Raw genomic sequence first — 26,318 nt, 5'->3', positions numbered from 1 at the left:
AGATAGTAAGGAGTCTAACAGTGACTTATCTGAGTTCCAATACTAGCAAATAATAATCGCTTTTGAAGTTGTAACAAAAGCAATAGGTGGCTTTAGAGAGAGCAAGGGAGGAAGAGATAGATGAAACGAGTTAGACGGGTATCTAACTCGTTTATATTTTAGGTAACCTTAAAATGTTCGAGCAAAAAGTTACAACAACCCAGAAAGGAGATTTAAGTCAGACTGAATCGCACCAGCTGTGACTTCACGGCCTGCTCCAGGTCCACGAATTACCAGTGGATTGTCTTTATACCACTTACTCTCAATGGCGAAGATGTTGTCACAAGGGAGAAGGTTCGCCAATGCGTGCTCTCTGTGTAGGGCTTCAATACCTACAGTGGCCGAGCCATTTTTCTCAAGCCTTGCAATGTATCGAAGTACCTTGTCTTCACGCTGAGCTTTCTCTAAACGCTCTGCTAGGATTTCACTTAGCAATGCGCTTTTATCAAGAAAGTCATCCAGTGGTAGGTCAGCAAGCTCTTTTGGCACCAATGATTCTACTTTTACATTCTCAGGTTCTATTTCAAGGCCAGATTCGCGAGCTAGGATAACAAGCTTTCGCATAACGTCTGAACCATCAAGATCAGCGCGCGGATCAGGTTCAGTTAAACCTTGCTGCCACGCTAAATCGACTAACTCACTAAAGGGAACAGAACCATCAAATTGCTGGAATAACCACGACAGCGTTCCAGAGAAGATACCTGATAGAGCCAGAATGTCATCGCCACTCTCACGCAGGTCGCGCACTGTGTGGTTAATTGGCAAGCCTGCCCCTACTGTCGCATTGTATAACCAGTGACGGTTAATCTTACTAAATGCATCTTGAACTTGATTGTAGTACTGGCTAGAAGCCGAACCGGCTACCTTATTTGCAGAAATAAGGTGCATGCCTTGCGCTGCAATATCAAGGTATTGGTTAGCCAAAACCTTACTTGCCGTGACATCAAGCACAATCACATCGTCATAGCCTTGAATTGCGCCAAGACGCTCGATCCATTCCTGACCATTGTTCGCGACCGACTCATCGTTAAAGCGTTTCTCTACGCTTGCCGCATCAATTCCCTGGTCATCAAACCAATAGGTTTGGCTGTCAACGACAGCGACAAGGTCAAAGCTCATGCCTCGGCGTTTTTCCAGTTCACTCTTTTGCGCAGAAAAAAGCTCTAGCCAACTACTGCCGATATTGCCTTTACCACATAGAGCAATAGCCACTCGTTTTTGCGCTTGGAATAATTGTGCATGAATTGAGTTTACCAAAGGCGTGACTTCAGCTTTGCGAGTAACAGCAACGAGGCTTAAGCCTGATTGAGATTCAGAAATAAACTCAACAGGCGATGATTTCAGCTGCTGATAAAAGCCGTAGCAGTGATTTGGGTTTTTAGTCACGCCAGCACCAACGGCGGCAACCAGTGAGTAACCCTCTTTGAGTTTGATTTCCGCTTCAATGGCAGCGTCTTGCAGGTGGCTTAAAGCGCCACTGGCAATTTCAGCGGTATAAGCAAGGCGAAGTTGATACTGATCAGCTTGAGCTTCATACGCTAGTGGCTCAAGTTGAGCGCGTTTCAAGCTTTGCAGAACTTCTGTTTCAATACGTTCAAAGTCATGGCTGTGCGAAAAAGAGAGTTGAATCAAAAGTACTTCATCAAGCGAGGTGATGATTTTCGCACCGCGACCTGAAGCAAGAACACGCTCAATGCGCGTAGAGCCTGATTCTGCCTGATAGCTACAGCGAAGGTGAAGATCCATGGTGCTTTGAGCCACAGGCTGTAGTGTGCGGCTATGAAGTACTGGCGCAGCTAAGCGGGCTAGTTCACTTGCTTCATCTAATCGCAATAGAGGTAGCAGGCAGGCATCATTAACGATACGAGGATCGGCGCTGTAAACACCCGCGACATCACTCCAAATTGTTACTTGCGAGACTTCAGCCAATGCGCCGATGACCGTCGCAGAGTAGTCAGAGCCATTACGACCAAGCAGTACGGTATGGCCTTGGCTATCTTGTGCCATAAAGCCTGTGATCACGACTCGGTTGTGAGTATGTTGGGCAAGCACGTCTTTGATTAATGCGTAAGAGCTTGCGCGATCCACTTCAGGTTGAGTTCCTGATTCAGCGCGTAAGAATGAACGTGCATCTTGAGATACAGCGCTTAATTGATGTTGTGACAGTAGCGCCGCAAGTAAGCGAGCAGACCAGACTTCACCGTGACCTAATACTGCAGAGCGTTCCGCTTCTGTTAAAGGCGCAGTGAGTTCGCCAAGAGTGCTAAATTCATCACTAAGCTGGGCAAGTAGTTGTGCTTGAGCGTCACCAGTGAGCAATTCATTAATCAGGTCGATTTGAAATTGACGTAGCGATTGAAGCTCTTCATGAGCAATGCGACCATCTTTTGAAAGCGCATCAACAAATGCAATTAAATGGTTTGTCGTTTTACCCGCAGCGGACACGACGACGAGATCTTCGTTGCCTGAGTACTCTTTTAGAATGTTTACAACGCGTAGGTAACACTCTGGGTTAGCAAGGCTACTGCCACCAAACTTATGGAGTTGACGTGAAACAGTCATTAATTAGGCCTCTTGCTGGTTAGATTCAGACGTGAATTTTGCTGTTTTAGCAAAAGCTTGTTGTAGGTCGGCAATCAAATCTTCCGCATCTTCTAAACCAACCGACAAACGTAATAGCTGCTGAGAAACCCCTGCCTCAGCAAGAGCGGCTTCGCCCATTGCTCGGTGAGTCATGGATGCAGGGTGACAAATTAGACTTTCCACACCACCAAGGGATTCCGCAAGGGAGAACAGTTCAAGCTCGCCAACAAAGTACTTGAGTTGCTCAAATGAGCCACCAAACTCAAAGCTCAACATAGAGCCAAAACCTGACTGCTGCTTTTTAGCAATGTCGTGGCCAGGGTGGCTTTCAAGGCTTGGGTGATAGATCACTTTTACTAACTCTTGTTTTTGTAGTTCAGCAAGAATGGTTTGAGAACTTTCTTCGTGAACGCGCATACGTGCACCCAGTGTGCGAATACCTCTCAGGGTCATGTAGCTATCAAACGGTGTACCGGTCGCGCCAATGCAGTTGCCCCACCAAGCAAGCTCTTCTGCATGCTCTTCTGTCTTGGTGATGACAACACCGCCAATCACATCAGAGTGACCATTGATGTACTTGGTTGTAGAGTGGATAACAAAATCCGCACCCAGCTCTAAAGGCTTTTGGAACACAGGTGTCAAAAAGGTATTGTCGACAGCGACTAAAGCAGCCACTTCTTTTGCTTTTTGGCAGGTTCGTTCAATATCGACAACGCGAACTAAAGGGTTTGATGGCGTTTCAATTAGAATCAGCTTTGGTTTTTTAGCGATAGCGGCATCAAAGGCTTCAGTATCTGACTGGTCAACAAACTCAACCTTGAAATCACCTTTAAGGCTGCGCGTGTTAAATAAGCGGTAAGTTCCACCATAGCAGTCGTGTGGTGCAATAATAAGATCATCAGGTCCGATAAATGCAGAAACCCAGAGGTTAAGAGCTGACGTACCACAGTTGGTGACTACCGCCCCTTTGCCAGATTCAAGCTCAAATAGAGCAGTCTCTAATAAACCACGGTTTGGATTACCTGAGCGCGTGTAGTCATACTTAGGCACTTCACCGAAAGCTGGAAACCCGTAGTTAGTCGAGAGATAAATTGGTGGCACAACGGCATGGTGTTGTGTGTCTGACTCGATACCAGTACGAACGGCGATAGTGGCTGGTTTGCGGGTGCTCATAAGTCCTTCCTTTGTGTATGACTGCGCTTGTTTATCGTTTTATTTAACGATACTGACGACTTTGAAATAATTATTAGTAGGGAAATGTACTATAGTTGGTTATCCAACCGACCAAGTTAGCTCTGTTTTCTTACATTAGCTATATGTTATTCCCACTGCTATTTTTTACACTTTACTTCTCAAAAATGAAGACGTCAACACTTCTAGACGTCTATATGTCTTTGCTTATAGACTTGAATCCGGCTAAAATTGCGTCTTGACCCAAATTACACACAATAAAAAACGAAGGTGCGCAATGGCAGACTGGAATGGTGAATACATTAGTCCATACGCGGAACACGGAAAGAAAAGCGAACAAGTAAAGAAAATCACAGTATCGATTCCGCTTAAAGTATTGAAAGTATTGACCGATGAGCGTACGCGTCGTCAGATTAATAACTTGCGCCATGCGACAAACAGCGAACTGCTATGTGAAGCATTCTTACATGCTTATACTGGACAGCCAGTTCCAACCGATGAAGATTTACGTAAAGATCGCCCTGATGATATTCCCGCTGAAGTGAAAGCGTTGATGACTGAGATGGGAATTGAATTTGAAGCCTACGACCAAGAATAAAAAAAGGCTTAGCTAGCTACTATATTAATTATGTAGTTAGCACAGTAAGACTATCGCTTGCTGTACATAAATAAACGGTACAGAAATAAAAAAACCGCAGTGACTTTATAAAAAGACTGCGGTTTTTTAATGCCTAGAATACTTTAAGAAAAGAAAGTCGATTAAGACTCCATGTAGTTTGCCGGCATTTCAATGCGTGATACGCCTGATTCAACAGCCGCTGTAGCCACAGCTTTCGCTACGCGTGGAAGAAGGCGAGGGTCCATTGGTTTTGGAATAATGTAACCAGAACCAAACTTAAGGCTATCAACACCCGCTGCTTTTAATACTTCAGCAGGTACTGGCTCTTTCGCTAATTCACGAATCGCATCAACAGCAGCCAGTTTCATTGCATCATTTATCTCGCTTGCACGTACATCTAGTGCACCACGGAAAATGAATGGGAAACATAGAACGTTGTTTACTTGGTTCGGGTAGTCAGAACGACCAGTACCCATAATTAGGTCACTGCGTACTTCGTGCGCCAATTCAGGTTTGATCTCTGGATCTGGGTTTGAGCATGCGAACACGATAGGTTTGTCTGCCATCAATTTTAACGCTTCTGGTGGAAGTAGGTTCGGGCCAGATACGCCTAAGAATAGATCAGCACCTTCAATCACATCTTCAAGCGTACGCTTATCGGTGTTGTTAGCGAAAAGCTGTTTGTATTCGTTTAGGTCGTCACGACGAGTGTGGATGACACCTTTACGGTCAAGCATGTAGATCTTCTCACGCATTGCGCCACACTTAATCAAAAGCTCCATACACGCAACAGCCGCAGCGCCAGCACCAAGACAAACGATGGTTGCCTCTTCTAGCTTTTTACCTTGAAGTTCAATCGCGTTAAGCATGCCTGCAGCAGTAACAATTGCGGTACCGTGTTGGTCATCGTGGAAAACAGGAACATCACAACGTTCAATTAGACGACGCTCAATTTCAAAACAATCGGGTGCTTTGATGTCTTCTAGGTTGATGCCACCAAACGTATCGGCGATGTTGGCAACCGTATCGACAAACTCATCAATCGTGCGGTGTTTAACTTCGATATCGATAGAGTCAAGGCCAGCAAAGCGTTTGAATAGCAGTGCTTTACCTTCCATTACAGGTTTCGAAGCGATAGGCCCTAAGTTACCCAGACCTAAAATAGCCGTACCGTTAGAAATAACTGCGACCATGTTTCCTTTTGCTGTGTACTTGTAGACGTTATCGACATTCTGTGCGATTTCACGAACAGGTTCAGCAACACCCGGGCTGTAGGCTAGCGCTAAATCTTCAGCAGAATCAGCAGGTGTCGTTAATGCGACAGCAATTTTACCTGGGTTAGGGAAGGCATGGTAATCAAGAGCTTGTTGACGGAAGGCTTCTTGTGCAGATAACTCAGCAGAGTTTTCTTGACGGTTGTCATCGGACATAGGTGCGTGTACTCATCGAAAATGTGACTAAAGGGGGAGCACTATTCTAAAGGATGTAAGTCAACCTGCCTAGGTAAGAATGCGACTCATATCATTGCTGGAAGTGAATAGACTGCTGATAAGACCAGATCAAGTTTGAACAAACTAAGTAGTTGAGCTTGTTTACGATAAAATACTTTAACGTAAAGATAAAATAAAATTATTAGCTATGGTGTCAAATAGGAATAGAAAAGAGGGAAGGGAAGAAATGTGGTTTGAGAGAAACAAAAAAGGACGCCTGAGCGTCCTTTTTCTTAATTCGGTATAGCAAAAGCTATTACTTGCTTGAAAGAGCACCGAAACGTTTGTTGAACTTATCAACACGGCCGCCCGTATCTACGATACGTTGCTTACCAGTGTAGAATGGGTGACATTTGTCACATACGTCTAGGTGGATTGCTTCTTTAGTTAGCGTTGAGTTGAACTCAAAAGTGTTGCCGCAAGAACAAGTAGCTGTTACTGCTTTGTATTCTGGGTGGATTCCAGCTTTCATGGGATAACCTCAAATTGGGCCGCGTCGCCATCCGAGTCTATGCCGGACACCACACGTAGTTAAAAAATAAATGGGATAATAATGTTACTCATCTCGGAAATAAATACCGTTAAGACATAACAAGCCTTATCCTAAGGCGCAGTATAGTAATGAATCCAAGCCTGAGGATCAACAGATTTGCTAATTATTTCGCCACTTTTTTAAACGTTTTTTGCTTCCCTCTATAGATAGCAATCATTTAGACTGTGGTTTCTTGTCGTTGTTAAAAGTTGCCTACCGATTATGCGCCCATCGATTGCCCGAGTTGCTTTGCCCGTTCCGCTGGACAAACAATTTGATTATCTCATTCCAAATCACCTTTTTCCTGTGATTGGTGGGCGAGTCAGTGTGCCTTTTGGGCCAAGAAGTCAAATTGGTATTGTGACGGCGATGGTCAGCGAGTCTGAATTTGACGTCTCGAAGTTAAAGCCTATCTACAAGGTATTGGATGCCGCGCCAGTGTGGCCTGAAAAACTGTATAGCTTATTGCATTGGTGCAGTCAGTTTTACCAATACCCACTGGGTGACACTTTGGCGAATGCACTGCCGACGGCACTTAAAAAAGGCAAACCTGCAGATTTTACCTCGTTAGTTGAATGGCGGTTAACGGCGGCAGGGCGAGATCAATTAATGCAAGGGTTTGGCCGAGCAGTCAAACAAGCCAAAGTGATGCACATGCTTGAGCATGGCCCTTTATCGCATCAGTCCTTTCTTGATCAAGAGATCACCAGTAGCGTATTAAAAACGTTACAAGACAAAGCGTGGATTGAAAGCCAAGAGATAAAGCCAACTCGAAAAACATGGCCAAGAGAGATAGAGGCGGATGTCGATAAGCCGAAGCTGAACGAAGAACAGGCCATCGCTATAGCAACCGTAAACAGTAATCCGGGTTTCGGTTGTTATTTACTCGAAGGGGTAACAGGCTCAGGAAAAACCGAAGTTTACCTCAACATGATTAAGCCAGTATTAGAGAAAAAGCGTCAGGCATTGGTACTGGTTCCTGAAATTGGTTTAACGCCACAAACGATCAATCGATTCAAAAAACGTTTTAATGTTCCTGTCGCTGTCATGCATTCAGGGCTTAATGAGACAGAACGACTGAACGCGTGGCTGTCTGCTCGTGATGGTATAGCAGGCATTATTATTGGCACACGTTCTGCTCTGTTAACGCCTTTTTCCGATTTAGGCATCATCATTGTTGATGAAGAACACGATGGTTCCTACAAACAGCAAGACTCACTTCGTTATCACGCCCGTGATGTTGCGGTCATGCGCGCCAATAAAGATCAAATCCCAATCGTACTTGGTTCAGCGACCCCTGCCTTTGAAACGCTGCATAATGCACAAACGGGTAAGTACCATCACTTAACGCTAACTCAACGAGCGGGTGTGGCGAAACCCGCTACACATCGCGTGTTAGATATCAAAGGTCTTTACTTGGAAGGGGGCTTATCAGCACCACTCATCGCTGAAATGAGGCGTCATCTCAATGCTGGTAATCAGGTGATGCTCTTTCTCAACCGCCGCGGTTTCTCTCCCGCTTTAATGTGTCATGAGTGTGGTTGGATCGCTGAATGTAACCGTTGTGATGCGTATTATACTTTCCATCAACATAGTCGAGAAGTTCGCTGTCACCACTGTGGCTCACAAGAGTCGGTGATTCATCAGTGTCATGGTTGCGGTTCAACTAACCTAGTGACCGTTGGTGTGGGAACAGAGCAGCTAGAGACTCAGCTATTAGAGCTGTTCCCAGAATACAAAACCATACGGATTGACCGAGACAGCACTCGCCGAAAAGGCAGCTTAGAAAATGCGCTAGAGTCGATTCGTCGTGGTGAATATCAGATCTTAATTGGTACTCAGATGCTGGCCAAAGGGCATCATTTTCCCGATGTCACCTTAGTGGGTTTATTGGATGTTGATGGCTCACTCTACAGCAGTGACTTCCGGGCTTCTGAGCGATTAGCTCAGCTGTTTATTCAAGTGGCAGGGCGAGCGGGGCGCGCAAGCAAGCCAGGAGAAGTCATTTTACAAAGCCATCACCCTGAGCATGAATTGTTGCAAGCACTACTTCATCAAAGTTATGGGCACTTTGCCAAAACGGCATTACAAGAGCGCAAAATGGCGCTCCTTCCCCCTTATAGTTTCTTAACGTTATTTAGAGCTGAAGCGAATGACAATCAGCTGGTGGAAGAGTTTTTACGTCAGGTTCGTCATACGTTAGAGGCACATCCGTTATTTGACGAATATTGCATGGTACTTGGCCCAACGCCTGCGCCTTTGGCAAAAAGAGCAGGGAAGTATCGTTGGCAATTGTTGTTACAAACAGAGGTTCGCTCGTTGATGCAAAAGCTACTAATGAGTGCCAAACCTGCTATTCAGTTACTTCCTGCAGCGAAGAAAGTTCGTTGGTCAATTGATATAGAACCGCAAGATTTAAGTTAAATGGATGTAGTCAGGGACGCGACAAACTGTGACTTGTAACTAAGTTCGAAAATGACAAACGAATGAGTTGTGAGGCACATCACGCATCTAATGCAAAATGTGTTAATCTCACCGTAACTTTATGTTTAGAAATGAATAAACTATCAGAACATAGAAAAATAAGAGTGAACATCAGTTCGCCATAAAAACTTTAATTATATGCAATGCAGCATGGCTGTATACAAAGGAAAAGAGGGTTAAAAATATGGCGACAATGAAGGATGTTGCCCAGCTTGCAGGAGTCTCAACCGCCACTGTGTCTCGAGCTCTGATGAATCCGGAAAAAGTTTCTTCGTCGACACGTAAGCGTGTTGAAGATGCTGTTTTGGAAGCTGGTTATTCACCAAACTCTTTGGCGCGCAACTTGCGCCGAAATGAATCAAAAACCATTGTTACCATTGTCCCTGATATTTGCGACCCTTATTTCTCTGAAATTATTCGTGGTATTGAAGATGCGGCGATGGAGCACGGTTATCTCGTTCTTCTGGGCGACAGTTCACAACAAAAAAGACGCGAATCTTCTTTTGTAAATCTCGTTTTCACTAAGCAAGCTGACGGTATGTTGCTGCTTGGTAGCGATCTTCCTTTTGATGTGAGCAAAGCAGAGCAGAAAAACCTTCCACCTATGGTGATGGCATGTGAATTTGCGCCTGAACTAGAGCTTCCAACGGTTCATATTGATAACTTAACGTCCGCATTTGAGGCTGTGAATTACTTAACTCAAATGGGCCATAAACGCGTCGCACAAATTTCTGGCCCTCAACATGCGGTCTTGTGTCAGTTCCGCCATCAAGGTTATCAGCAAGCATTAAGACGTGGCGGCATCATGATGAACCCGACGTATACTGCTTATGGTGACTTTACGTTTGAAGCCGGCGCAAAAGCCGTTCGTCAATTACTCGCGCTCCCTGAGCCGCCAACTGCGATTTTCTGTCATAGTGACGTAATGGCCATTGGCGCCATTCAAGAAGCGAAAAAGCTAGGCTTGCGAGTGCCACAAGATCTTTCTGTTGTCGGCTTTGATGATATTCAGTTTGCTCAATACAGCGATCCACCACTGACGACCATCTCGCAACCTCGATATGAGATAGGTCGCCAAGCGATGTTAATGATGCTCGAGCTTCTTAGAGGGCATGATGTACGTGCTGGCTCTCGCTTACTTGAGACGCACCTGGTCGTGAGGCAAAGTGCCGCGCCCCCGCGTGTGATGTAATTTCTTACGAAAAACTAACGATCTGGCAGCGCATATTGGTGCGCTGCTTCCATTTCTGTACTGTTATCCCTCATGAAACTGAATTACCATGTGTGCTGAGATTTCAATGTTGATATTCAATCGTGGCAAATAAAGATTATGTAAAGCGTGGTCGAGGCGGTAAAAAATCGACTGGCGGTAAAGCGTCGAAAAAGCGCCCATCAGGAAGAAAACCTTGGCGGAGTGGGCTAATTGCACTCATTTTACTGGGGGCGTTTGGCTATGGGCTTTATACACTCAGCAATGACCCTGAACCACCAACGCAAGTCACTAAACCGGTTGTGAAGCCAAAGCCGAAAGCAAAACCAGCAACGGCGTTACCAAAACCACCGGAAGAAAAATGGGATTATGTTGACTCTCTGCCCAATCGAAAAGTAGAGGTTGAGGCGAAAGAGCAAGTAGTCTCTGAGATTCCATATATTATGCAGTGTGGTGCGTTTAAACTCTCTAGCCAGGCTGAAGAGCGTAAAGCGAATATCGCCTTCCAGGGTCTTCAAAGTGAAGTCAGGAAGAAAGAGGGCAGCAGTTGGTATCGTGTTGTTTTAGGCCCTTATACACTTAAGCGTGATGCAGAGCGAGACAGGCATAAATTGCAGCGTGCCAAGATAGAGCCTTGCGCGATTTGGAAGCAGGCGCAATAGAGCTCTGAATTTCTCTCACTTTTCTAAAAATCACGAAAGAGAAACAAATAAAAAGGCGATTCAAGTGAATCGCCTTTCTCATATCTAAACATCCAATTACTTTATCAAAAAGCGCTTAGCACCGTTCGTTGAAAGTTGAACCTTGTTATTGTTCAAATCGATATAACCGTGATTATGCATCTCTTTCATCACCTTTATTGGCGAACCGCTAACATAAGTGGAAGCCGAGTCCAGTAGCGTTGCAACTGTGCTTCCGCCAGACAGTTCAAGGTGGCGAGCAAGTGATTGGTAATCTTTGTTTTTAGTATGAGAGTGGCAGCCGCCCAATGTTTGTGCTTTCAAAATAATCCCTTATCTTTTTATAATTTTGTCCTTAGATTCTCGAGGAAGAATGGCAATAATAATGTTACCCATATCACGATTGTTTGGTTACTACTTAAGTGGTATTAACTTCGAAGCGTGAACAAAATTTATCTGCCTGTTTTCTTGAAGGTTTTTAAAATCGTGATTTGCCATCTTTTTTGTTGCAGTTTGTTTCTAATCGTACAGTGCTCAAAAAGAGAACCTCGCTTTGCTAATGACTTGAAATTTGATTATTCAGTCCGCATATCATTGGGTAATTCCCTATTTAAGAATAAGAGGCCCTACTCGTGACTACCATTGTATCTGTACGTCGAAATAATAAAGTCGTTATCGCGGGAGATGGACAAGTATCGCTTGGTAATACCGTAATGAAAGGTAATGCTAAAAAAGTACGCCGCCTATATAACAACAAGGTTCTCGCTGGTTTTGCTGGTAGTACAGCCGATGCATTTACTCTATTTGAGCGTTTTGAAAGCAAGCTACAAATGCATCAGGGTCACCTGACGAAAGCGGCGGTTGAATTGGCGAAAGATTGGCGCAGCGATCGCGCACTTCGTAAGCTTGAAGCGCTACTGGCCGTTGCTGATGAGACAGCATCATTAATCATCACAGGTAATGGCGATGTGGTTCAGCCTGAGAATGATCTGATTGCGATTGGCTCTGGTGGTAACTTTGCTCAAGCTGCGGCGACAGCACTACTAGAAAATACCGAATTAGACGCACTAGAAGTTGCACAAAAATCACTGAAGATAGCTGGCGATATCTGTGTCTTCACTAACCAACACCATACTATTGAAGAACTAGAAATTCCTGCTGATATTCTTGCCGCTAAAGCGGAGTAATTGCTGCCATTAAGTTGGATAAAGCAGAACAAAAACAAAAATAGTAAGTGATACCGTTTTAAGGAAAACAATATGTCTGAAATGACTCCTCGTGAAATTGTTCACGAACTTAACCGCCACATTATTGGTCAAGATCAAGCTAAACGTTCAGTCGCCATTGCACTGCGTAACCGCTGGCGTCGAATGCAGTTAGAAGAGAGCTTGCGCGTTGAAGTAACACCAAAGAACATTCTTATGATTGGCCCAACAGGTGTGGGTAAGACGGAAATTGCTCGCCGCCTGGCGAAACTGGCGAATGCGCCTTTTATTAAAGTAGAAGCGACTAAGTTCACTGAAGTGGGCTACGTGGGTAAAGAAGTTGAAACCATTATCCGTGACCTAACCGATGTGGCGATTAAAATGACGCATCAGCAGGCGATGGAAAAAGTGCAATTCCGCGCTGAAGAGCAGGCTGAAGAGCGAATTCTTGATGCTCTATTACCACCAGCGCGTGACGCTTGGGGTGAGAGCGATAAATCAACAGATACATCATCGAACACTCGTCAAATTTTCCGTAAGAAGTTACGTGAGGGTAAGCTCGACGACAAAGAGATTGAAATTGATGTTGCCGCGCCGCAAATGGGCGTAGAGATCATGTCTCCTCCTGGCATGGAAGAGATGACCAATCAGCTTCAAGGGATGTTCCAGAATTTAGCGGGCGATACCAAGAAAAAGCGTAAGCTAAAAATCAAAGACGCTTTTAAAGCATTAACAGAAGAAGAAGCGGCAAAACTGGTTAATCAAGAAGAGCTGAAAGAGAACTCTATCTACAATGTAGAGAATAACGGTATTGTCTTCATCGATGAAATCGACAAGATCTGTAAGCGCGGTGACAGCTCAGGCCCAGACGTGTCACGTGAAGGTGTTCAGCGTGATCTACTACCATTGATTGAAGGCAGCACAGTTTCAACTAAGCATGGCATGGTAAAAACTGACCACATCTTGTTTGTTACCTCAGGTGCATTCCAAGTGTCTAAGCCATCTGATCTTATTCCTGAGCTTCAAGGACGTCTACCTATTCGTGTAGAGCTGGAAGCACTTTCAAGTAATGACTTTAAGCGCATCTTAACCGAGCCGAAAGCGTCACTGACAGAGCAATATATTGCGCTAATGAAAACGGAAGATGTAGACGTTAGCTTCACTGAAGATGGCATTACGCAAATTGCTGAAGCCGCATGGCATGTGAATGAAACGACTGAAAACATTGGTGCGCGTCGTCTGCATACGGTCATGGAGCGTTTGATGGATGAGATTTCATTTGAAGCAACAGACAAAGCAGGCACAAGCTTAACTATTGATGCTAAGTATGTGAAAGACTGTTTAGGTGAGTTGGTTGAAAATGAAGATCTCAGCCGCTTTATTCTTTAACGAATAATTGCTCAATTAGATAAGAACGAGAAAGGGTTGGCATAGTGCCAACCCTTTTTATTTCTAATTCAAGAGCTAAAGTCCAATAGACTAAACTGGATAATTAGAAACGATAGTCCAGAGAAATAGCGAATTCGCTACCAGTAACTTTTATGCCATCTTCATTCAAAGATTTACCCATATTGCGGTAAGTACCATCAATAGATAGTTCTTTGGTTAACGTGTACTGAACACCCACTTGAGCGCCAACTGCAAAGTCAGTTTCACTATGAGAGTCTGAATCTGGAGTCCCATTTATATCCCATGAGATAGTGGTCTTATTTTTGACAAAGCCAGCACTGACACCGCCAAATACCGAAAACTCATTATTGATAGCATGAACATAGTCGTATGATGCCAACCATTCATTTTGATTCAGCTCGCCGTTAATTGAGATATCATCACCTGCAACATTACCTGAAGCAGAAAATAGTTCAGCATCGCCAGCGAAGTTACCTGTTAGTGTTACACGGTGAACATCGTTGATGTATGCACCACCACGGATGTGAAATGCACCAGTACGGTCATCTAATGTCGTACCATACCCCTTCATTTCAGAATAATGAGAACCAAAACCACCACCGGCAAAGTAGTTAACAGAAGTCGCGAATGCAGAAGGAGCAGAAACTGCAGCAAGTAGAGCCAAACCAATTACTTTTTTCATTTTTCAATCTCGTAAAGTTAGTCTAAATAATTAATTGAACGCCGTTCAATTCGATGTGACGGATTGTGTACACTGTACAATTGAAAAGATAGTTATTACGCTCATAACTGATTCTTATCAGGCTGGAATAAAAAGAAGAGACTTTTGGAAAAGCAGAACAGAAAAGAAAAAACCACCTAGCAAGAGCGTAGGTGGTTTAACTTTGAAGAGAAATAGATTCTAGCTAGGCACTAAATCATCAAAATAAAGATGATGGAAAGTACACTGATCATTGCCGCGAAGAAGTAGCAGCCAATCTTACCCACAACGCCAGCATGAATCTTGAGATCATGCATACCGTGATGTAGTCGGTGCATTGCATGCCACATCGGTAATGCTAGTGTTCCTATGATAAATAGCGCGCCAATGATGCTGGTGGTAAAGTTGCTGACACGCTCATAGCTAAGAGCCTCCGCATCAATGATTCCCAGTGGTGCAAGAATTCCGAGTACCAATACGGTTACAGGCGTGATCATGGCAAACCATGTACCACCCGCACCGAACAATCCCCACCAGATAGGCTCATCAGAGCGGCTTGGGGTTTTGTTCACTTTATAGTTGTTTGTAACCACAATATGCTCCTTAAACGATGATGAGTACAATGAGTGAGATAAACGCTACCGCTGCCCATTGAGACAATACAATCACTTTCTTATCGATAAGTTTGCCTTTCAGTCGAAGTGGCATGACTTGCGGCATCATGCCAAAGAAGGTGTGCGCATGAAGTAAGCTTCCGGCAAGAGCAACGATATTAATGGCAACGACTATAGGGTTTGCCATAAAGCTTAGCCATGTTCCCCATGCTTCAGGGCCTTTGACCAATGACGCTAATCCAACTGTAAGAAACAGTGTAAATAAGATCAGAGGTAGCACTGTTGCTTCACGCAACATATAGAAGCGGTAGAAAGGGTGATTGCTCCACCAAGTACGCTTCATTTCACGAACGTAAGGTTTACGATTACTCATCCTTATGCCTCCTCTTTCTGTTTTGTTCCGTCAGGCTTTAGCATTGCAATGACAAAATCCATTGAAGATTCAATCTTGCCTTGGTTTACCGCAGCAGCAGGGTCAACGTTTTTAGGGCAAACATCAGAGCAGTAACCGACAAACGTACAGCCCCATGCACCGTTGTCGCCATTGATGATCCCCATGCGTTCACTCTTACCGTTATCACGGCTATCTAGGTTATAGCGGTGTGCAAGCGTTAATGCTGCAGGGCCAATAAACTCTGGGTTCAAACCAAACTGAGGACAGGCTGCGTAGCACAGGCCACAGTTGATACAGCCAGCAAATTGCTTATATTTCGCCATCTGTTCAGGCGTTTGAATGTTGGTGCCATCTTCTGGAGTGCGATCATTACCAAGGATATAAGGCTTAACCGCTTCAAGACGCTCAATGAATGGCGTCATATCAACAATCAGATCTTTCTCAATTGGGAAATTAGCAAGAGGTTCAATGGTTAAACCGTCAGGGTAATCACGTAAGAAGCATTTACAAGCCAGTTTTGGTACGCCATTGACCATGATTCCACACGAACCACAGATTGCCATACGACAAGACCAACGGTAAGAGAGATCTTTGTCTAGGTTATCTTTGATGTAACCAATCGCATCGAGCACTGACATGGTATCGTCAAATGGAATCTCGAACGCTTGCTTATGCGGCTCGCTGTCTTTTGCTGGGTCATAGCGCAGTATGTCTATTTTTTGAATTCGATTCGCAGGCATTACTCTTGCTCCTCTTTCTGTTTTTCTTGAGCAGCTTCCTCTGCCGCCGCTTTTTCAGCAGCTTCACCGTATAGGCGCGCTTTCGGTTGAGACTTAGTGATGGTGACATCACGATAATCGATGTTTGGCGCGGCATCTTCTTGGAAATAAGCCAAAGAGTGCTTCAAGAAATTGACGTCATCGCGTTCAGTACACTCTTCATCTAAACGTTGATGAGCCCCACGAGACTCTTTACGTAGAATTGCGGAATGAACCATAGCTTCAGCAACTTCAAGGCCGTAACCCACTTCAATTGCGTAAAGAAGGTCTGTATTAAAGACTTTACCTTTATCTTTAATGCCAATGTTTTTGTAGCGTGCTTTAAGCTCAGTGATCTTATCGATTGTCGCTTGCATCAGATCTTCTTGGCGGTAGATACCACAACCCGCTTCCATGGTGTGACCCATCTCAGTTCGGATATCCGCCCAGTTCTCATCACCATCTTGAGCCAAGATAGCAGCAATGCGTGCTTCAACGGCTTTCACTTGTTTATCAATAGACTCCTCGTTCCAGCCTTTGAATTCTTCAGCGCGCTTCACTGCGTTTTCACCTGCAACGCGGCCAAAGACAACAAACTCAGCGAGAGAGTTAGAACCTAAACGGTTAGCACCGTGAAGACCGACAGAGGCACATTCACCGACCGCGAATAAACCTTTGATTTGAGTTTCACAATCGCCATTGGTTTCAATGCCACCCATGGTGTAGTGAACGGTAGGGCGAATTGGAATTGGTTCTTTGGCTGGATCAACGTTCACGTATGCTTTTGATAGCTCACAGATGAACGGTAGACGCTCTTGCAAGTACTCTTCACCAAGGTGGCGTAGATCAAGGTGAACCACATCACCGAGCGGGTGCTTGATGGTGTTGCCTTTTTGCTGCTCATGCCAGAACGCTTGGGATACTTTGTCACGCGGACCCAGTTCCATGTATTTATTCTTAGGCTCGCCGACTGGGGTTTCAGGACCCATGCCGTAATCTTGTAGGTAACGGTAGCCATTCTTGTTGACGATAATCCCGCCTTCACCACGACAACCTTCAGTCATCAAGATACCTGTCCCCGGTAGACCGGTTGGGTGGTATTGAACAAACTCCATATCACGCAGTGGTACGCCGTGACGATAGGCCATCGCCATGCCATCGCCCGTTACGATGCCGCCGTTGGTATTACAGTGATACACACGACCAGCACCGCCTGTTGCAAGAACAACGGATTTAGCGCGAATAGTAATAAGCTCGCCTTCCGCCATATGAATAGCAATAAGGCCTTGGATTTCACCATCTTCAACAAGAAGATCAACCACAAAGTACTCATCAAAACGATTGATTTGGCTGTACTTCATTGAGGTTTGGAATAGGGTGTGAAGCATGTGGAAGCCGGTTTTATCTGCGGCAAACCATGTACGCTCTACTTTCATCCCACCGAAACGACGAACGTTAACTTCGCCATTCTCTTTACGACTCCACGGACAACCCCATTGCTCCATTTGGATCATTTCACGGGTTGCGTTTTTAACGAAATATTCAACAACGTCCTGTTCACATAGCCAGTCACCACCGCCAACAGTATCGTTGAAGTGATTGTCTAGACTGTCTTCATCCTTGATAACAGCTGCGGATCCACCTTCTGCGGCAACCGTATGGGAGCGCATAGGATAAACTTTGGAAATGAGTGCGACTTCTAAGTCAGGGTTTGCTTCCGCAGCCGCAATAGCAGTACGAAGACCAGCGCCACCAGCGCCGATGACCGCGATATCTGTGGTAATAGTTTGCACAGTTATCCTCCAGTGAGTGATTGTTATTATTGAATGCTAGGTTCGCTAACTTGCTGCCCCTAGAGTCTTTATATTGATATTAGGCCTTGATTCTAAACGTGCTTTATCAAGCAAAATATCAAGAGTGCCTTTTGACGACCAAGCCAGTTTAGAAGAGCAGAATGACGAATAAATTGATTCAGTCAGGCTTTTTCATCAGAAATGCAAACATGAGCATACTTATTCTATTTTGTGTGATTGATGTCACCATTCCCAATGGCTTGACTAAAAACTGCACGGAATCGAAGAGAAGAAAATCGGCGATAAATAGGATGTTAGCGGTCAGTGTTTATCGCTAGAATAGAGCCAGTATAAAATGAGTGAGATGACCAGAGAATGACAGAGCAAACTTGGCAACCAAGTGCGACTATTGAGCAACTTAGAAAGCGTGCCAGTATTGTGGCTACTATCCGTCAGTTTTTTACCAATAGAGACGTACTTGAGGTGGACACACCCGCAATGAGTCACGCAACGGTGACCGATATTCACCTGCATACGTTCAAAACAACGTTTGTTGGGCCTGACTATGCGCACGGTCGTCAACTCTATTTCATGACCAGCCCAGAATTCCACATGAAGCGTTTATTAGCGGCTGGCAGCGGCTGTATTTATCAGATATGTAAGTCTTTTCGTAATGAAGAGAACGGTCGTTACCATAACCCAGAGTTCACTATGTTGGAGTGGTATCGTGTTGATTTTGACCATCATCAGCTGATGGATGAAATGGATGAACTATTACAGCAAGTTTTGGGTTGCCAAGGGGCTAAAAAGATAACGTATCAACAAGCATTTATTGATGTTTTAGGTGTATGCCCGTTGGAAGGTTCAATGGATACTTTGAAAGAGGCAGCAAATAAGCTTGGTTTAAGTGATATCGCAGAGAATGAACAAGATAGAGATACGTTACTACAGCTTTTGTTTTGTATCGGCATTGAACCTAAGATAGGCCAGAATGCACCTGCTATGGTTTATGACTTTCCTGCATCGCAAGCGGCTTTAGCAAAAATAAACACCAAAGATAAGCGAGTTGCTGATCGCTTTGAGGTCTATTTCAAAGGCATTGAACTAGCCAATGGTTTTCACGAACTGGATAACGCCAAAGAGCAACTCGCACGCTTTGAGCAAGATAATCATAAACGCCTTGAGATGGGCTTAGCTAAGCAGCCAATTGATTTGAATTTGGTCTCAGCATTGGAAGCTGGCTTTCCTAACTGCGCCGGTGTTGCGTTAGGAATTGATCGCTTGGTTATGTTGGCTCTGGATTGTCAGCACATTGATGAGGTAACGGCTTTTTCATTTCCTAGGGCATAGTGTGGGAAAAGGTGAGTTGAATGATAAGAAGTAGCCACCGTGCATAGCCACTTCTTTAACATAAAAACGTTAATGTAGGTTACTTAAGCTGTTTCTTTTCAGGCAACGTTTTTATGGTTTTCTTTGGTATCGTTGATTGTGCAACTGAGACGTTCTCTCGGTAGTAGCGAGTCATATGCTCATTTAACCAAGGCTCAAGGAATTGTGTCGGAACAAAGATACTCAAGCGTTCAATATCCAACGGCTCACCAGAAAGAAGACGAGTGTCTCTTTTATCGGCGATCCCCGTGAGGATCCCTACTAATTCCCCTTTTTCATTGTAAGCACCCCCACCACTCATTCCACCTTGTATTGCAGCGTCAGTAATACTTGCAGGGCACTCGGCATAGTTTTTGTCATTCACAAAGTTTAGGTCAAGATGATAAATGCCATCACTGGTAATAACGTCTCCAGTGGCATCCATTCCAAATGCTTTTACTGATTCTCCTGGAAAAACCAATCCACGCGGAGATAAAGAATCAAGTGTATTGTCCGATTGTATAAGGGCGATATCGCATTGTGGGTGGTAGGCAATAACCTTGTTGTAGCTAAGCGAAGCAACGTGTGCAGCAGTAAGGCTTAACTCGTTGCTGATAGGAACGCTCGTGCCGTAGCCTTGAAAAAGAATAGGGACGCCGAGGAATTCATAATTAATGTCGGGGTGTTTTATTGCCGCTGTCGTTGCACCATTGCTGTGAACACAGCCAGCTAAGATCAATGAGCTAAAAATAACGATAAATATCGTTCGAATTGTATGCATCTTCTCTCCTCCATGACTCATTGGTCTCGGATATTTGAATTATTTAGAGAAGGAATGCGCACTCTTCTTTCTATTGATGTTCCATATCTAATGAAACCATAGATGATTAACGTCACATTGGCGATGGAAATGTAATGAAAGTGTGATTATTTATGATTTTATCAATAGATTTGTGATTTTGAGTCAAATATCAATAGAGAGAGTTTCAGGAGCGAAGAACTCGCCCCTGAAGCAGGGTCACAAAAGGTTATGCATTTATTTTGAGGGTTTCGTGTTCCACGGTGAACGGATATCTGTGGTGTCGTAAAGGTGGTATTTGCGATTTAACATTTGACCGCCATCTCGTTGGAGAGGTAACCAAGATATCGTGGCTCGTTCACGACTTGGTTTCACTGTCATTAGGTCCAGTGGAATAGAAACATAGAAGCCTTTGGTGTAGCTGCCTTCACCAAACTCTTCAGCAGACAAATTAGTTTTGGTAATAAACGCGCCAGCAGTGACGCCACTATCAAACTGTTTAGAATAGTCCAGTGTGATGCCTATATCTTCTGTTAGATACTGGCCTGCACTGGCTTTAAGTAACGTATTGTCAATCAGAGACCAAAATTTAGGTTGCCAATACAGAGTTGCATGACCTGTAAAGGTTCCGGTTTGAACACTGTAGTATCGACCGGTTTGTTCATCTAAATGGCGCTCTTCTGTAAATAAACCAAAGGTTGAATCCGGATCTCTCTGAATTACATAGTTAATATCTGCGCCGATTGCCCAGTTTTTTCCAAATGGTCGATACATAAGCTCAGTACCGACACCGGCAAACATCGCTTCTAAGTAGCCGCCATAAGCTTGGGTATAAATGCTATCCTGAAAACGGTCAAAGTGAGTCAGTTGCAGGTTATCGACACGCAAAAACTGGTCGTAGTATTGACGGGATAGAGTTCGAACTCGCTTTAGATCGGTTCCATCAGGTGGCACGGTATATTTATATTTATCATAGTTATCAAAGAGGTTTGCATAGAGGCTGCCAGAGGCTCGCCAGTTTGAACCAAGTTCATAGCTTGCATCAGCACTAACACCAACGGCGTATAGGTAAAAATTTTCAGAACCCCCAATGGATTGCTGGAGTACTGGTGAAAAGCCATAGTAGAAGGGTTCGTTAATGCTTGATTTCGTATTGTGCCCCTCAACGGTTGAACCTTTTGTGTAACTAGCATCCTTAAAGTTGGAGTCAGGATAGTCGTTATCAGCTACTCGTTTAAACGCGTTTGCATTGATGACAGTCTCTTGCATAGGTTGGTGATGTGCAGTATCAATAATGTGATAGCGGTTTGCATCAATACCTGAGTTAGCTAGAGCTAAGGCGGCTCTATGGTGTGCTTCGTTTGGGTCTCGGTATTTAACTGGTTCACCTTCGATGATAACGGCGTCGTCATCATGATAGATGGTTAGTTCGTTATATCCCGCAACTTGCGCAACTTCAGAAGTAAGCTCATTCCACTCTTTATCTGTTAACTCTTTTTTTCTGTCTACAGGTTGATAACTCGGCCTTGGTTGGTCTACCCAGTTTGGTTTGAGGCTAGAAAGGTTAGTAGCCATAGTGATTCCTGCGGTAAAAGTATCACCACGTTCGTAACTTAAGCGAAGATCAGCCCAATCGGTTAACCCGTAAACCAAACCGAAGTTCCAAGGTGTCGCTGGGGTCATGTCAATGCCCCCGCGAGTAGAAGGAAAGTCACTGTTGTAGTCGTTACCGTCGTATTCTACTTTTAGGCGCAGTGGTTCATGTGGAGTTTGGTATTCCATTCCACCAAACAAAGACACACAACCGGAAAAAAACCTTTCACCATTAACCAAACCACCACGGCCTTGTGTAACGGTATCGCGCCCACAATCAACGGAGAGTGATTTGTCCCCAGCTAGGTTTGCTCTGTTGCCTAAATAGCCCCAGCCAACACCTAATGTTAGATCTACGGGGCCAATGTGTTTACTTGCCGCAACAAACTCACCATCAAAAAGGCCTGTGCCACCAAAATCTCGGAAGCCAACAGATAGCTCAGGCAACCAGTAGCTCTCTTCAATTAAGCGTACTTTGGCATCCATCGATTTATCAGTGTATTTCGTTTTACCACTAAAACCAGGATCAGAGCTGTACAGTAAATCGTGAACTTGAGTGTATCGAATTGTGGCCTCTAACCAAGGAAATAGCTGGAGGGTAGCTGTGTAATGCAGATACTCATCATTATTGGTTGCGGCCGCACTAAACTCCCCCTCGGGCATCATACGCGCTGATGGCATTTGAATTAATCCTACACCACCAAAATCAGTGTAGGAGTGTTTCAATTTTGGAGGGCTAAATTCGTCAGCAATAAGCGGAGACGAGAGTACGTAACTTAGAGCTCCAAGAGGTGTTAACCAGCGGAGTGAACTTGAATCCATGAGTTTCTTCATAATGGGAGTTTGTGCGTTAATAGTTCTATAACTAACTGGTTGGTGTCTTTGTTCGTCGTGCTTTTGTTGCCTACTAAATTGAGTGGCATTGGCACATAAATGATCGCTCCTGGTGCGATATTATGAAATTGATAATTCCAATAGGCGATAGGGTATTCAAATGCTTGGCCGTCAGGCTGAATTACCCACACGGAGCTATGGCTGCTACTGATAGGTTTAGTAATTTCTAAGTAATCCACCGCACTTTTTCTAGGGTACCAAGGCAGTGTTCTAGGCTGCTTAACATATCCTAAGACGTTAATTGTCGGTTCGGCACTTATGTCACGAAGATATAACTGATACTGCCCTCTTAGACGTGGGTTCTTATTCACATCTAATCGAGTTGTATCTGGGTCGAGGGGAGTCATTACTCTGGCTGAAAAGTGCCACTCTTGAAATTGTGTAGAGAGCGCTTGCCAGTAAGGTTTATCTTTGCCTTTAGCTCTAGCTTCTTGTTCTCGAATAGAGCTTAGGGTTTCTCCTTTTAAGCTAAAAGGAGCTGTGTTATCAAATAACTTCGACTGTAGCCAATCGATATCCATCAAGCTAAGGTGATGGTGGTTGGTGGCCGTTAATATGGCTGAGTCAACCCTTGGTGCGTGTTCAAATGTGATGGAAATAGGCTGTTTATTACTGTGTTGGACTGTAATGGTAGTTTCAGATGCAATAGCGTAGCCTGTAGCGCTTAATATGATAATGAGATTAATAAGCCAAGAAGTTAAAAGCTTGTTCATTGAATTACCTCCTGCTGGTATGACTTCCCAGTCGAAAGTTTAATGGTGACGCCATTAGGAATTATCGTCTGCTCACTGGCAATGACCTTTCCTGATTCAGGATCAAGCCAGTAGTGATTACTCGATTGATATTCAATGACTGGTATTGATACTACTTCTTCTATATGCAGTAAGGTTTTTGTTTCGAAGGGAAGTTGCTTTTCTACTTCTCCTAACACCTTGAAACGAGATTGAGCCTCATACTGAATGTGGTAGCCCGGATGCCAAGAAATGGTATATGACCAGTGGTGTGGCGTGGTTGATAAGTGAAGGCCACGAGCAAGCGGGTCTCGCTTTTCAGATTGAAGGGCTATCAGATTTGAATTAGGAAAGTTTGCTGTCTTTGTTATTCGACCGGCTTGAGTTACCACCATCTCATTGCTTGCGGATAACCACTTGAGAGTATTAGGTGCATCATTGGACCCTGCTTCAACCCAAGCTAAAACGATGAGTGCTTTTGAGTTGTCACCATACTCAATAATTTTACTGGCGTATGGAATGCTATTTACATTTTCTTGCGTTAGCGTTGGGGAGTTATGGCCAAATAAAGCAAGAGAAAAAGAATCAGATAGATCTTGTGCGTTTTGTGTGCAACCTAATAGAAAAGTAAAAGGTAAAAGAGTGATGAGCCGTAGTGCGATTTTCATGCGGAAAATATTCTTAAATAGGTATACGAAAAACAACCGCCGAAGCGGTTGTTTTAATGGTTCAGATTAACGAGTCGCTGTAACAGTTGTCGATGTGCCTGAACCTGAGTTACTTGCTGCAACAACAACACCAGCCACAAGAGCGCCAGTTACTGCAACAGCTGTAGGTGCTACAGTACCAACAGCGGCAGCAGCGGCAGCTTCAGTACTACCAGCAGCGGCAGCAGTTGTTGTCGTTTCAGCTGCTACTACAGCACCGCTGAAAGCGATAGTCGTCAATAGCGCAATAGCTGATTTCTTCATAATGATTCCTTGAACATTCAATCATTCTTACCAAGGTGTATAAAAAACTTACACACAAGGAAAGTCTATTTAATGGTAGTTAAAATGTAAAAGTAATAGTGCGTATTAAAATGTAACGAATTGAGTATTCACTGTATTGAATATCAAATTCGTTTAGTGTTTCAAAATAGGTATATCTAGATAAGTATAAGGTTGGTGTGGATCTCGATTCTTAAGAAGAGAAAAGGAATAGGGGGTAATATAGCGACTTTGAACGATTCTCAATATTTGAAGGCGATACCTGACGTGTTTATGTCGTTACGCTTACTACTAATGCAGTTTGTTTTTTTCGTGCTTTTCTTTGGTACTTCATTTTCAGCAAATGCGACAGCAGTATCTCTGTGTATCAAGGTACTAGAATATAACCTCTACCTATCCGGCATTAGCACTGGCTACATGAGAAAAAATGAGCAATGGCTAGCTGAGGTAGTCACTGCCAAAAGCCGAAGCCGTGCAAGTATTTTAGGTATTGGATCATCGTATACCCAAAGCTCTGAAATGGTCTTAGAAGAGGGGGTGTGGTTGACTCAATCTTTCCATCAAAAGGTCACCGGCTTTCGTAAGCGTGACATGTTGGTCTCTTTTCCTAACTCTGTTAACCATTCCTTAGTGATGCTTAACGGTGAAGAGCATCGATATGAGAGCGATGATGAACCACTTCGCGATATTGATACCATCACCATGCAGATAAGGCAGAATCTAATCGATCAGAAAAAGAGCTTCTCTTTGGTGCGTCAGGCGTCGGATGGTATAGAAGCATACCAATATGAGGTATTGGCATCTCAAGTGAGAGAGTACGAAAGATGGGGCGATATGGACGTTATTCCAGTTAAGCAGAGCGGAGCGGATAAGATTACCTACTACTACTCACCTAGGCTGGATTATCAAATTGTAGAGGCGCGTTATCATGGTTTTCTATTAAATGGCCGAGCAGAGCTTGTTGACTTCACGTCTAGTTGCAATTGAAGCCTATACTCACTAGCCTCTTTGTCGCTTCCTCGCTATACTCCTGACTGAATTTTAAGCCCTAAACAGTAAGAGCGCAGGATATGCAAGAATATACCGATTTTTTCCAACAAAATATGATCCTATCTTTGGTATGGGTAGGTCTTTTTATCGCTTTAATTATGAGCTTTGTAAAAGCAGCAACCGCAGCTTATAAAGAGATTACCGCGGGTGAAGTAACGCTACTGATGAATCGTGAAGATGGCGTTGTGGTTGATATTCGCTCTAAAGATGAGTTCAAAAAGGGCCACATTACTGACGCAGTTCACATTTTACCGTCAGATATCAAAGCGGGTAACTTAAGCAGCCTTGAAAAGTACAAATCTAACCCAATCATTGTGGTATGTAAGACAGGTCAAACAGCAGCAGAGAGCGCTAACCTACTTGCTAAAGCTGGCTTTGAAAATGTAAACCTTCTTAAGAATGGTTTAGCTGGTTGGAGTGATGCTAACTTACCGCTTGTTCGTGGTAAAAAGTAAGCTCAACTTAGTTATAGCAAGCCTTGCTTGATTGAGTGTTGCCTAAATTGGCAGCACTTATCGCATAGAGATGTGATAGTTTCCACGAAACTGCAGATTTGATTACGCAATGTCACATCCCTCGGTTAGTCTCAATGACAGAATTAATTACCCGAATTTAAGGATTTCCAACATGGCTGAAGCAGCACCACAAGAACAAGCACAAGATTTCGCTATCCAACGTATCTTCCTAAAAGACATCTCTTTTGAAGCGCCGAACTCACCAGTAATGTTTCAAAAAGAGTGGAAGCCAGATGTTAAGCTTGACCTAGATACGCAAAGCCGTGAGCTTGGTGAAGGCACTTACGAAGTGGTTCTACGTTTAACGGTAACGGTTAAGAACGCAGACGACACAGCATTCTTATGTGAAGTACAGCAAGGTGGTATCTTCACTGCTGGAAACATGGAAGCGGGTCAACTTGCACATTGTCTAGGCGCATTCTGCCCGAACATCTTGTTCCCATACGCTCGTGAAACAATTTCTAGCCTAGTGGTTAAAGGTACGTTCCCTCAACTAAACCTTGCACCAGTTAACTTTGATGCATTGTTCATGAACTACCTTCAGCAACAAGCTAAAGACGGCGAAGCTTCTACAGAGGCTTAATCGAATCGCCTAATAGTCGCTGCTATAACTGGATTGTAGTGGCGATGATGGTGAAAATACGTTTGTTTGATGACGTATTGAAAAGAATGCACAA

Annotated in this window: 25 protein-coding genes; 10 read left to right on the top strand and 15 right to left on the bottom strand. The window is 44.1% G+C overall.

Annotation, left to right across the window (positions count from 1 at the left end; genetic code table 11):
• Positions 1-189: 189 nt before the first annotated feature.
• Positions 190-2,601 carry a bifunctional aspartate kinase/homoserine dehydrogenase II gene (locus KP803_RS07960; protein WP_248008297.1) on the bottom strand — a complete coding sequence of 804 codons (2,412 nt, stop codon included), beginning with the start codon at positions 2,599-2,601 and terminating at the stop codon, positions 190-192.
• Between the two features lie 3 nt (positions 2,602-2,604).
• Positions 2,605-3,795: an O-succinylhomoserine (thiol)-lyase gene (locus KP803_RS07955; RefSeq protein ID WP_248008296.1), complete on the bottom strand. Its 1,191-nt coding sequence runs from the start codon at positions 3,793-3,795 to the stop codon at positions 2,605-2,607.
• Positions 3,796-4,090: 295 nt separating this feature from the next.
• Here KP803_RS07955 and metJ point away from each other — a divergent pair, with 295 nt between their 5' ends.
• Positions 4,091-4,411, top strand: coding sequence for a met regulon transcriptional regulator MetJ (gene metJ / locus KP803_RS07950; protein ID WP_248008295.1), 321 nt, complete (start codon positions 4,091-4,093; stop codon positions 4,409-4,411).
• 161 nt (positions 4,412-4,572) lie between these two features.
• Here metJ and KP803_RS07945 read toward each other — a convergent pair whose 3' ends face one another.
• Together KP803_RS07945 and rpmE are read right to left on the bottom strand one after the other, a co-directional pair.
• Positions 4,573-5,862 carry a malic enzyme-like NAD(P)-binding protein gene (locus KP803_RS07945; protein ID WP_248008294.1) on the bottom strand — a complete coding sequence of 430 codons (1,290 nt, stop codon included), beginning with the start codon at positions 5,860-5,862 and terminating at the stop codon, positions 4,573-4,575.
• 316 nt (positions 5,863-6,178) lie between these two features.
• Positions 6,179-6,394 carry a 50S ribosomal protein L31 gene (rpmE, locus tag KP803_RS07940; RefSeq protein ID WP_248008293.1) on the bottom strand — a complete coding sequence of 72 codons (216 nt, stop codon included), beginning with the start codon at positions 6,392-6,394 and terminating at the stop codon, positions 6,179-6,181.
• 282 nt (positions 6,395-6,676) lie between these two features.
• Here rpmE and priA point away from each other — a divergent pair, with 282 nt between their 5' ends.
• The 3 genes from priA (at position 6,677) to KP803_RS07925 (ending at position 10,810) form a co-directional block, all read left to right on the top strand.
• Positions 6,677-8,878: a primosomal protein N' gene (gene priA, locus KP803_RS07935; RefSeq protein ID WP_248008292.1), complete on the top strand. Its 2,202-nt coding sequence runs from the start codon at positions 6,677-6,679 to the stop codon at positions 8,876-8,878.
• A 214-nt stretch (positions 8,879-9,092) separates the two neighbouring features.
• Positions 9,093-10,130: a DNA-binding transcriptional regulator CytR gene (gene cytR, locus KP803_RS07930; RefSeq protein ID WP_282437226.1), complete on the top strand. Its 1,038-nt coding sequence runs from the start codon at positions 9,093-9,095 to the stop codon at positions 10,128-10,130.
• A 122-nt stretch (positions 10,131-10,252) separates the two neighbouring features.
• Positions 10,253-10,810 (top strand): SPOR domain-containing protein, encoded by a 558-nt coding sequence (locus KP803_RS07925; RefSeq protein WP_248008290.1) that lies wholly within the window; start codon positions 10,253-10,255, stop codon positions 10,808-10,810.
• A gap of 96 nt (positions 10,811-10,906) precedes the next feature.
• On the opposite strand, the gene KP803_RS07920 is transcribed toward KP803_RS07925, so the two are convergent.
• Positions 10,907-11,152 (bottom strand): hypothetical protein, encoded by a 246-nt coding sequence (locus KP803_RS07920; protein ID WP_248008289.1) that lies wholly within the window; start codon positions 11,150-11,152, stop codon positions 10,907-10,909.
• A 308-nt stretch (positions 11,153-11,460) separates the two neighbouring features.
• Here KP803_RS07920 and hslV point away from each other — a divergent pair, with 308 nt between their 5' ends.
• Positions 11,461-12,015, top strand: coding sequence for an ATP-dependent protease subunit HslV (hslV, locus tag KP803_RS07915; protein WP_248008288.1), 555 nt, complete (start codon positions 11,461-11,463; stop codon positions 12,013-12,015).
• Between the two features lie 72 nt (positions 12,016-12,087).
• A complete protein-coding gene (hslU, locus tag KP803_RS07910; protein WP_248008287.1) occupies positions 12,088-13,422 on the top strand; it encodes an ATP-dependent protease ATPase subunit HslU in 1,335 nt (444 codons plus the stop codon).
• 103 nt (positions 13,423-13,525) lie between these two features.
• Here the strand turns inward: hslU and KP803_RS07905 are convergent, their stop codons facing one another.
• The 5 genes from KP803_RS07905 to frdA all read right to left on the bottom strand — a co-directional run bounded on the left by KP803_RS07905 (position 13,526) and on the right by frdA (position 17,702).
• The gene (locus tag KP803_RS07905) at positions 13,526-14,125 is read right to left on the bottom strand and encodes an outer membrane beta-barrel protein (protein ID WP_248008286.1); all 600 of its coding nucleotides are present in this window, start codon (positions 14,123-14,125) and stop codon (positions 13,526-13,528) included.
• 230 nt (positions 14,126-14,355) lie between these two features.
• A complete protein-coding gene (frdD, locus tag KP803_RS07900) occupies positions 14,356-14,736 on the bottom strand; it encodes a fumarate reductase subunit FrdD (protein WP_248008285.1) in 381 nt (126 codons plus the stop codon).
• Between the two features lie 10 nt (positions 14,737-14,746).
• Positions 14,747-15,130, bottom strand: coding sequence for a fumarate reductase subunit FrdC (gene frdC, locus KP803_RS07895; protein WP_248008284.1), 384 nt, complete (start codon positions 15,128-15,130; stop codon positions 14,747-14,749).
• A 2-nt stretch (positions 15,131-15,132) separates the two neighbouring features.
• Positions 15,133-15,891, bottom strand: a complete 759-nt coding sequence (locus KP803_RS07890) for a succinate dehydrogenase/fumarate reductase iron-sulfur subunit (protein ID WP_248008283.1) — start codon at positions 15,889-15,891, stop codon at positions 15,133-15,135.
• Positions 15,891-17,702 (bottom strand): fumarate reductase (quinol) flavoprotein subunit, encoded by a 1,812-nt coding sequence (gene frdA / locus KP803_RS07885; RefSeq protein WP_248008282.1) that lies wholly within the window; start codon positions 17,700-17,702, stop codon positions 15,891-15,893. Before frdA ends, KP803_RS07890 begins: the two co-directional genes overlap by 1 nt.
• 375 nt (positions 17,703-18,077) lie before the next feature.
• Here frdA and epmA point away from each other — a divergent pair, with 375 nt between their 5' ends.
• A complete protein-coding gene (epmA, locus tag KP803_RS07880; protein ID WP_248008281.1) occupies positions 18,078-19,052 on the top strand; it encodes an elongation factor P--(R)-beta-lysine ligase in 975 nt (324 codons plus the stop codon).
• 79 nt (positions 19,053-19,131) lie between these two features.
• Here the strand turns inward: epmA and KP803_RS07875 are convergent, their stop codons facing one another.
• The 5 genes from KP803_RS07875 to KP803_RS07855 form a co-directional block, all read right to left on the bottom strand.
• Positions 19,132-19,851 (bottom strand): S1 family peptidase, encoded by a 720-nt coding sequence (locus tag KP803_RS07875; RefSeq protein WP_248008280.1) that lies wholly within the window; start codon positions 19,849-19,851, stop codon positions 19,132-19,134.
• Between the two features lie 255 nt (positions 19,852-20,106).
• Complete coding sequence (locus KP803_RS07870; protein ID WP_427916928.1) at positions 20,107-22,284, bottom strand: YjbH domain-containing protein; 2,178 nt, start codon at positions 22,282-22,284, stop codon at positions 20,107-20,109.
• A gap of 8 nt (positions 22,285-22,292) precedes the next feature.
• Positions 22,293-23,069, bottom strand: a complete 777-nt coding sequence (locus KP803_RS07865; RefSeq protein ID WP_248008278.1) for a capsule biosynthesis GfcC family protein — start codon at positions 23,067-23,069, stop codon at positions 22,293-22,295.
• The gene (locus tag KP803_RS07860) at positions 23,066-23,755 is read right to left on the bottom strand and encodes a YjbF family lipoprotein (RefSeq protein WP_248008277.1); all 690 of its coding nucleotides are present in this window, start codon (positions 23,753-23,755) and stop codon (positions 23,066-23,068) included. Before KP803_RS07860 ends, KP803_RS07865 begins: the two co-directional genes overlap by 4 nt.
• A 66-nt stretch (positions 23,756-23,821) precedes the next feature.
• Positions 23,822-24,058: a hypothetical protein gene (locus KP803_RS07855; protein ID WP_248008276.1), complete on the bottom strand. Its 237-nt coding sequence runs from the start codon at positions 24,056-24,058 to the stop codon at positions 23,822-23,824.
• A gap of 249 nt (positions 24,059-24,307) precedes the next feature.
• On the opposite strand from KP803_RS07855, the gene KP803_RS07850 reads away from it, so the two are divergent.
• The 3 genes from KP803_RS07850 to secB all read left to right on the top strand — a co-directional run bounded on the left by KP803_RS07850 (position 24,308) and on the right by secB (position 26,224).
• A complete protein-coding gene (locus KP803_RS07850; protein WP_248008275.1) occupies positions 24,308-25,063 on the top strand; it encodes a hypothetical protein in 756 nt (251 codons plus the stop codon).
• Between the two features lie 83 nt (positions 25,064-25,146).
• Positions 25,147-25,581, top strand: a complete 435-nt coding sequence (locus tag KP803_RS07845; RefSeq protein ID WP_248008274.1) for a rhodanese-like domain-containing protein — start codon at positions 25,147-25,149, stop codon at positions 25,579-25,581.
• Positions 25,582-25,753: 172 nt separating this feature from the next.
• Complete coding sequence (secB, locus tag KP803_RS07840) at positions 25,754-26,224, top strand: protein-export chaperone SecB (RefSeq protein WP_248008273.1); 471 nt, start codon at positions 25,754-25,756, stop codon at positions 26,222-26,224.
• Positions 26,225-26,318 lie beyond the last annotated feature (94 nt).

It is taken from the genome of Vibrio amylolyticus, from assembly GCF_023145695.1.
GTDB lineage: Bacteria > Pseudomonadota > Gammaproteobacteria > Enterobacterales > Vibrionaceae > Vibrio > Vibrio amylolyticus.
Note: the sequence above shows the minus strand (reverse complement) of the source record. Positions and strands in the feature narration are given on the sequence as shown.

Bases quoted from the DNA above. Each gene is read 5' to 3' on its own strand.
- priA (WP_248008292.1), top strand. From the start codon at position 6,677: ATGCGCCCATCGATTGCCCGAGTTGCTTTGCCCGTTCCGCTGGACAAA.
- KP803_RS07875 (WP_248008280.1), bottom strand. From the start codon at position 19,851: ATGCATACAATTCGAACGATATTTATCGTTATTTTTAGCTCATTGATC.
- KP803_RS07870 (WP_427916928.1), bottom strand. From the start codon at position 22,284: ATGGATTCAAGTTCACTCCGCTGGTTAACACCTCTTGGAGCTCTAAGT.
- KP803_RS07905 (WP_248008286.1), bottom strand. From the start codon at position 14,125: ATGAAAAAAGTAATTGGTTTGGCTCTACTTGCTGCAGTTTCTGCTCCT.
- KP803_RS07960 (WP_248008297.1), bottom strand. From the start codon at position 2,601: ATGACTGTTTCACGTCAACTCCATAAGTTTGGTGGCAGTAGCCTTGCT.
- metJ (WP_248008295.1), top strand. From the start codon at position 4,091: ATGGCAGACTGGAATGGTGAATACATTAGTCCATACGCGGAACACGGA.
- KP803_RS07890 (WP_248008283.1), bottom strand. From the start codon at position 15,891: ATGCCTGCGAATCGAATTCAAAAAATAGACATACTGCGCTATGACCCA.
- KP803_RS07945 (WP_248008294.1), bottom strand. From the start codon at position 5,862: ATGTCCGATGACAACCGTCAAGAAAACTCTGCTGAGTTATCTGCACAA.
- frdC (WP_248008284.1), bottom strand. From the start codon at position 15,130: ATGAGTAATCGTAAACCTTACGTTCGTGAAATGAAGCGTACTTGGTGG.
- KP803_RS07855 (WP_248008276.1), bottom strand. From the start codon at position 24,058: ATGAAGAAATCAGCTATTGCGCTATTGACGACTATCGCTTTCAGCGGT.
- KP803_RS07845 (WP_248008274.1), top strand. From the start codon at position 25,147: ATGCAAGAATATACCGATTTTTTCCAACAAAATATGATCCTATCTTTG.
- KP803_RS07865 (WP_248008278.1), bottom strand. From the start codon at position 23,069: ATGAACAAGCTTTTAACTTCTTGGCTTATTAATCTCATTATCATATTA.
- KP803_RS07860 (WP_248008277.1), bottom strand. From the start codon at position 23,755: ATGAAAATCGCACTACGGCTCATCACTCTTTTACCTTTTACTTTTCTA.
- rpmE (WP_248008293.1), bottom strand. From the start codon at position 6,394: ATGAAAGCTGGAATCCACCCAGAATACAAAGCAGTAACAGCTACTTGT.
- epmA (WP_248008281.1), top strand. From the start codon at position 18,078: ATGACAGAGCAAACTTGGCAACCAAGTGCGACTATTGAGCAACTTAGA.
- hslU (WP_248008287.1), top strand. From the start codon at position 12,088: ATGTCTGAAATGACTCCTCGTGAAATTGTTCACGAACTTAACCGCCAC.
- secB (WP_248008273.1), top strand. From the start codon at position 25,754: ATGGCTGAAGCAGCACCACAAGAACAAGCACAAGATTTCGCTATCCAA.
- KP803_RS07955 (WP_248008296.1), bottom strand. From the start codon at position 3,795: ATGAGCACCCGCAAACCAGCCACTATCGCCGTTCGTACTGGTATCGAG.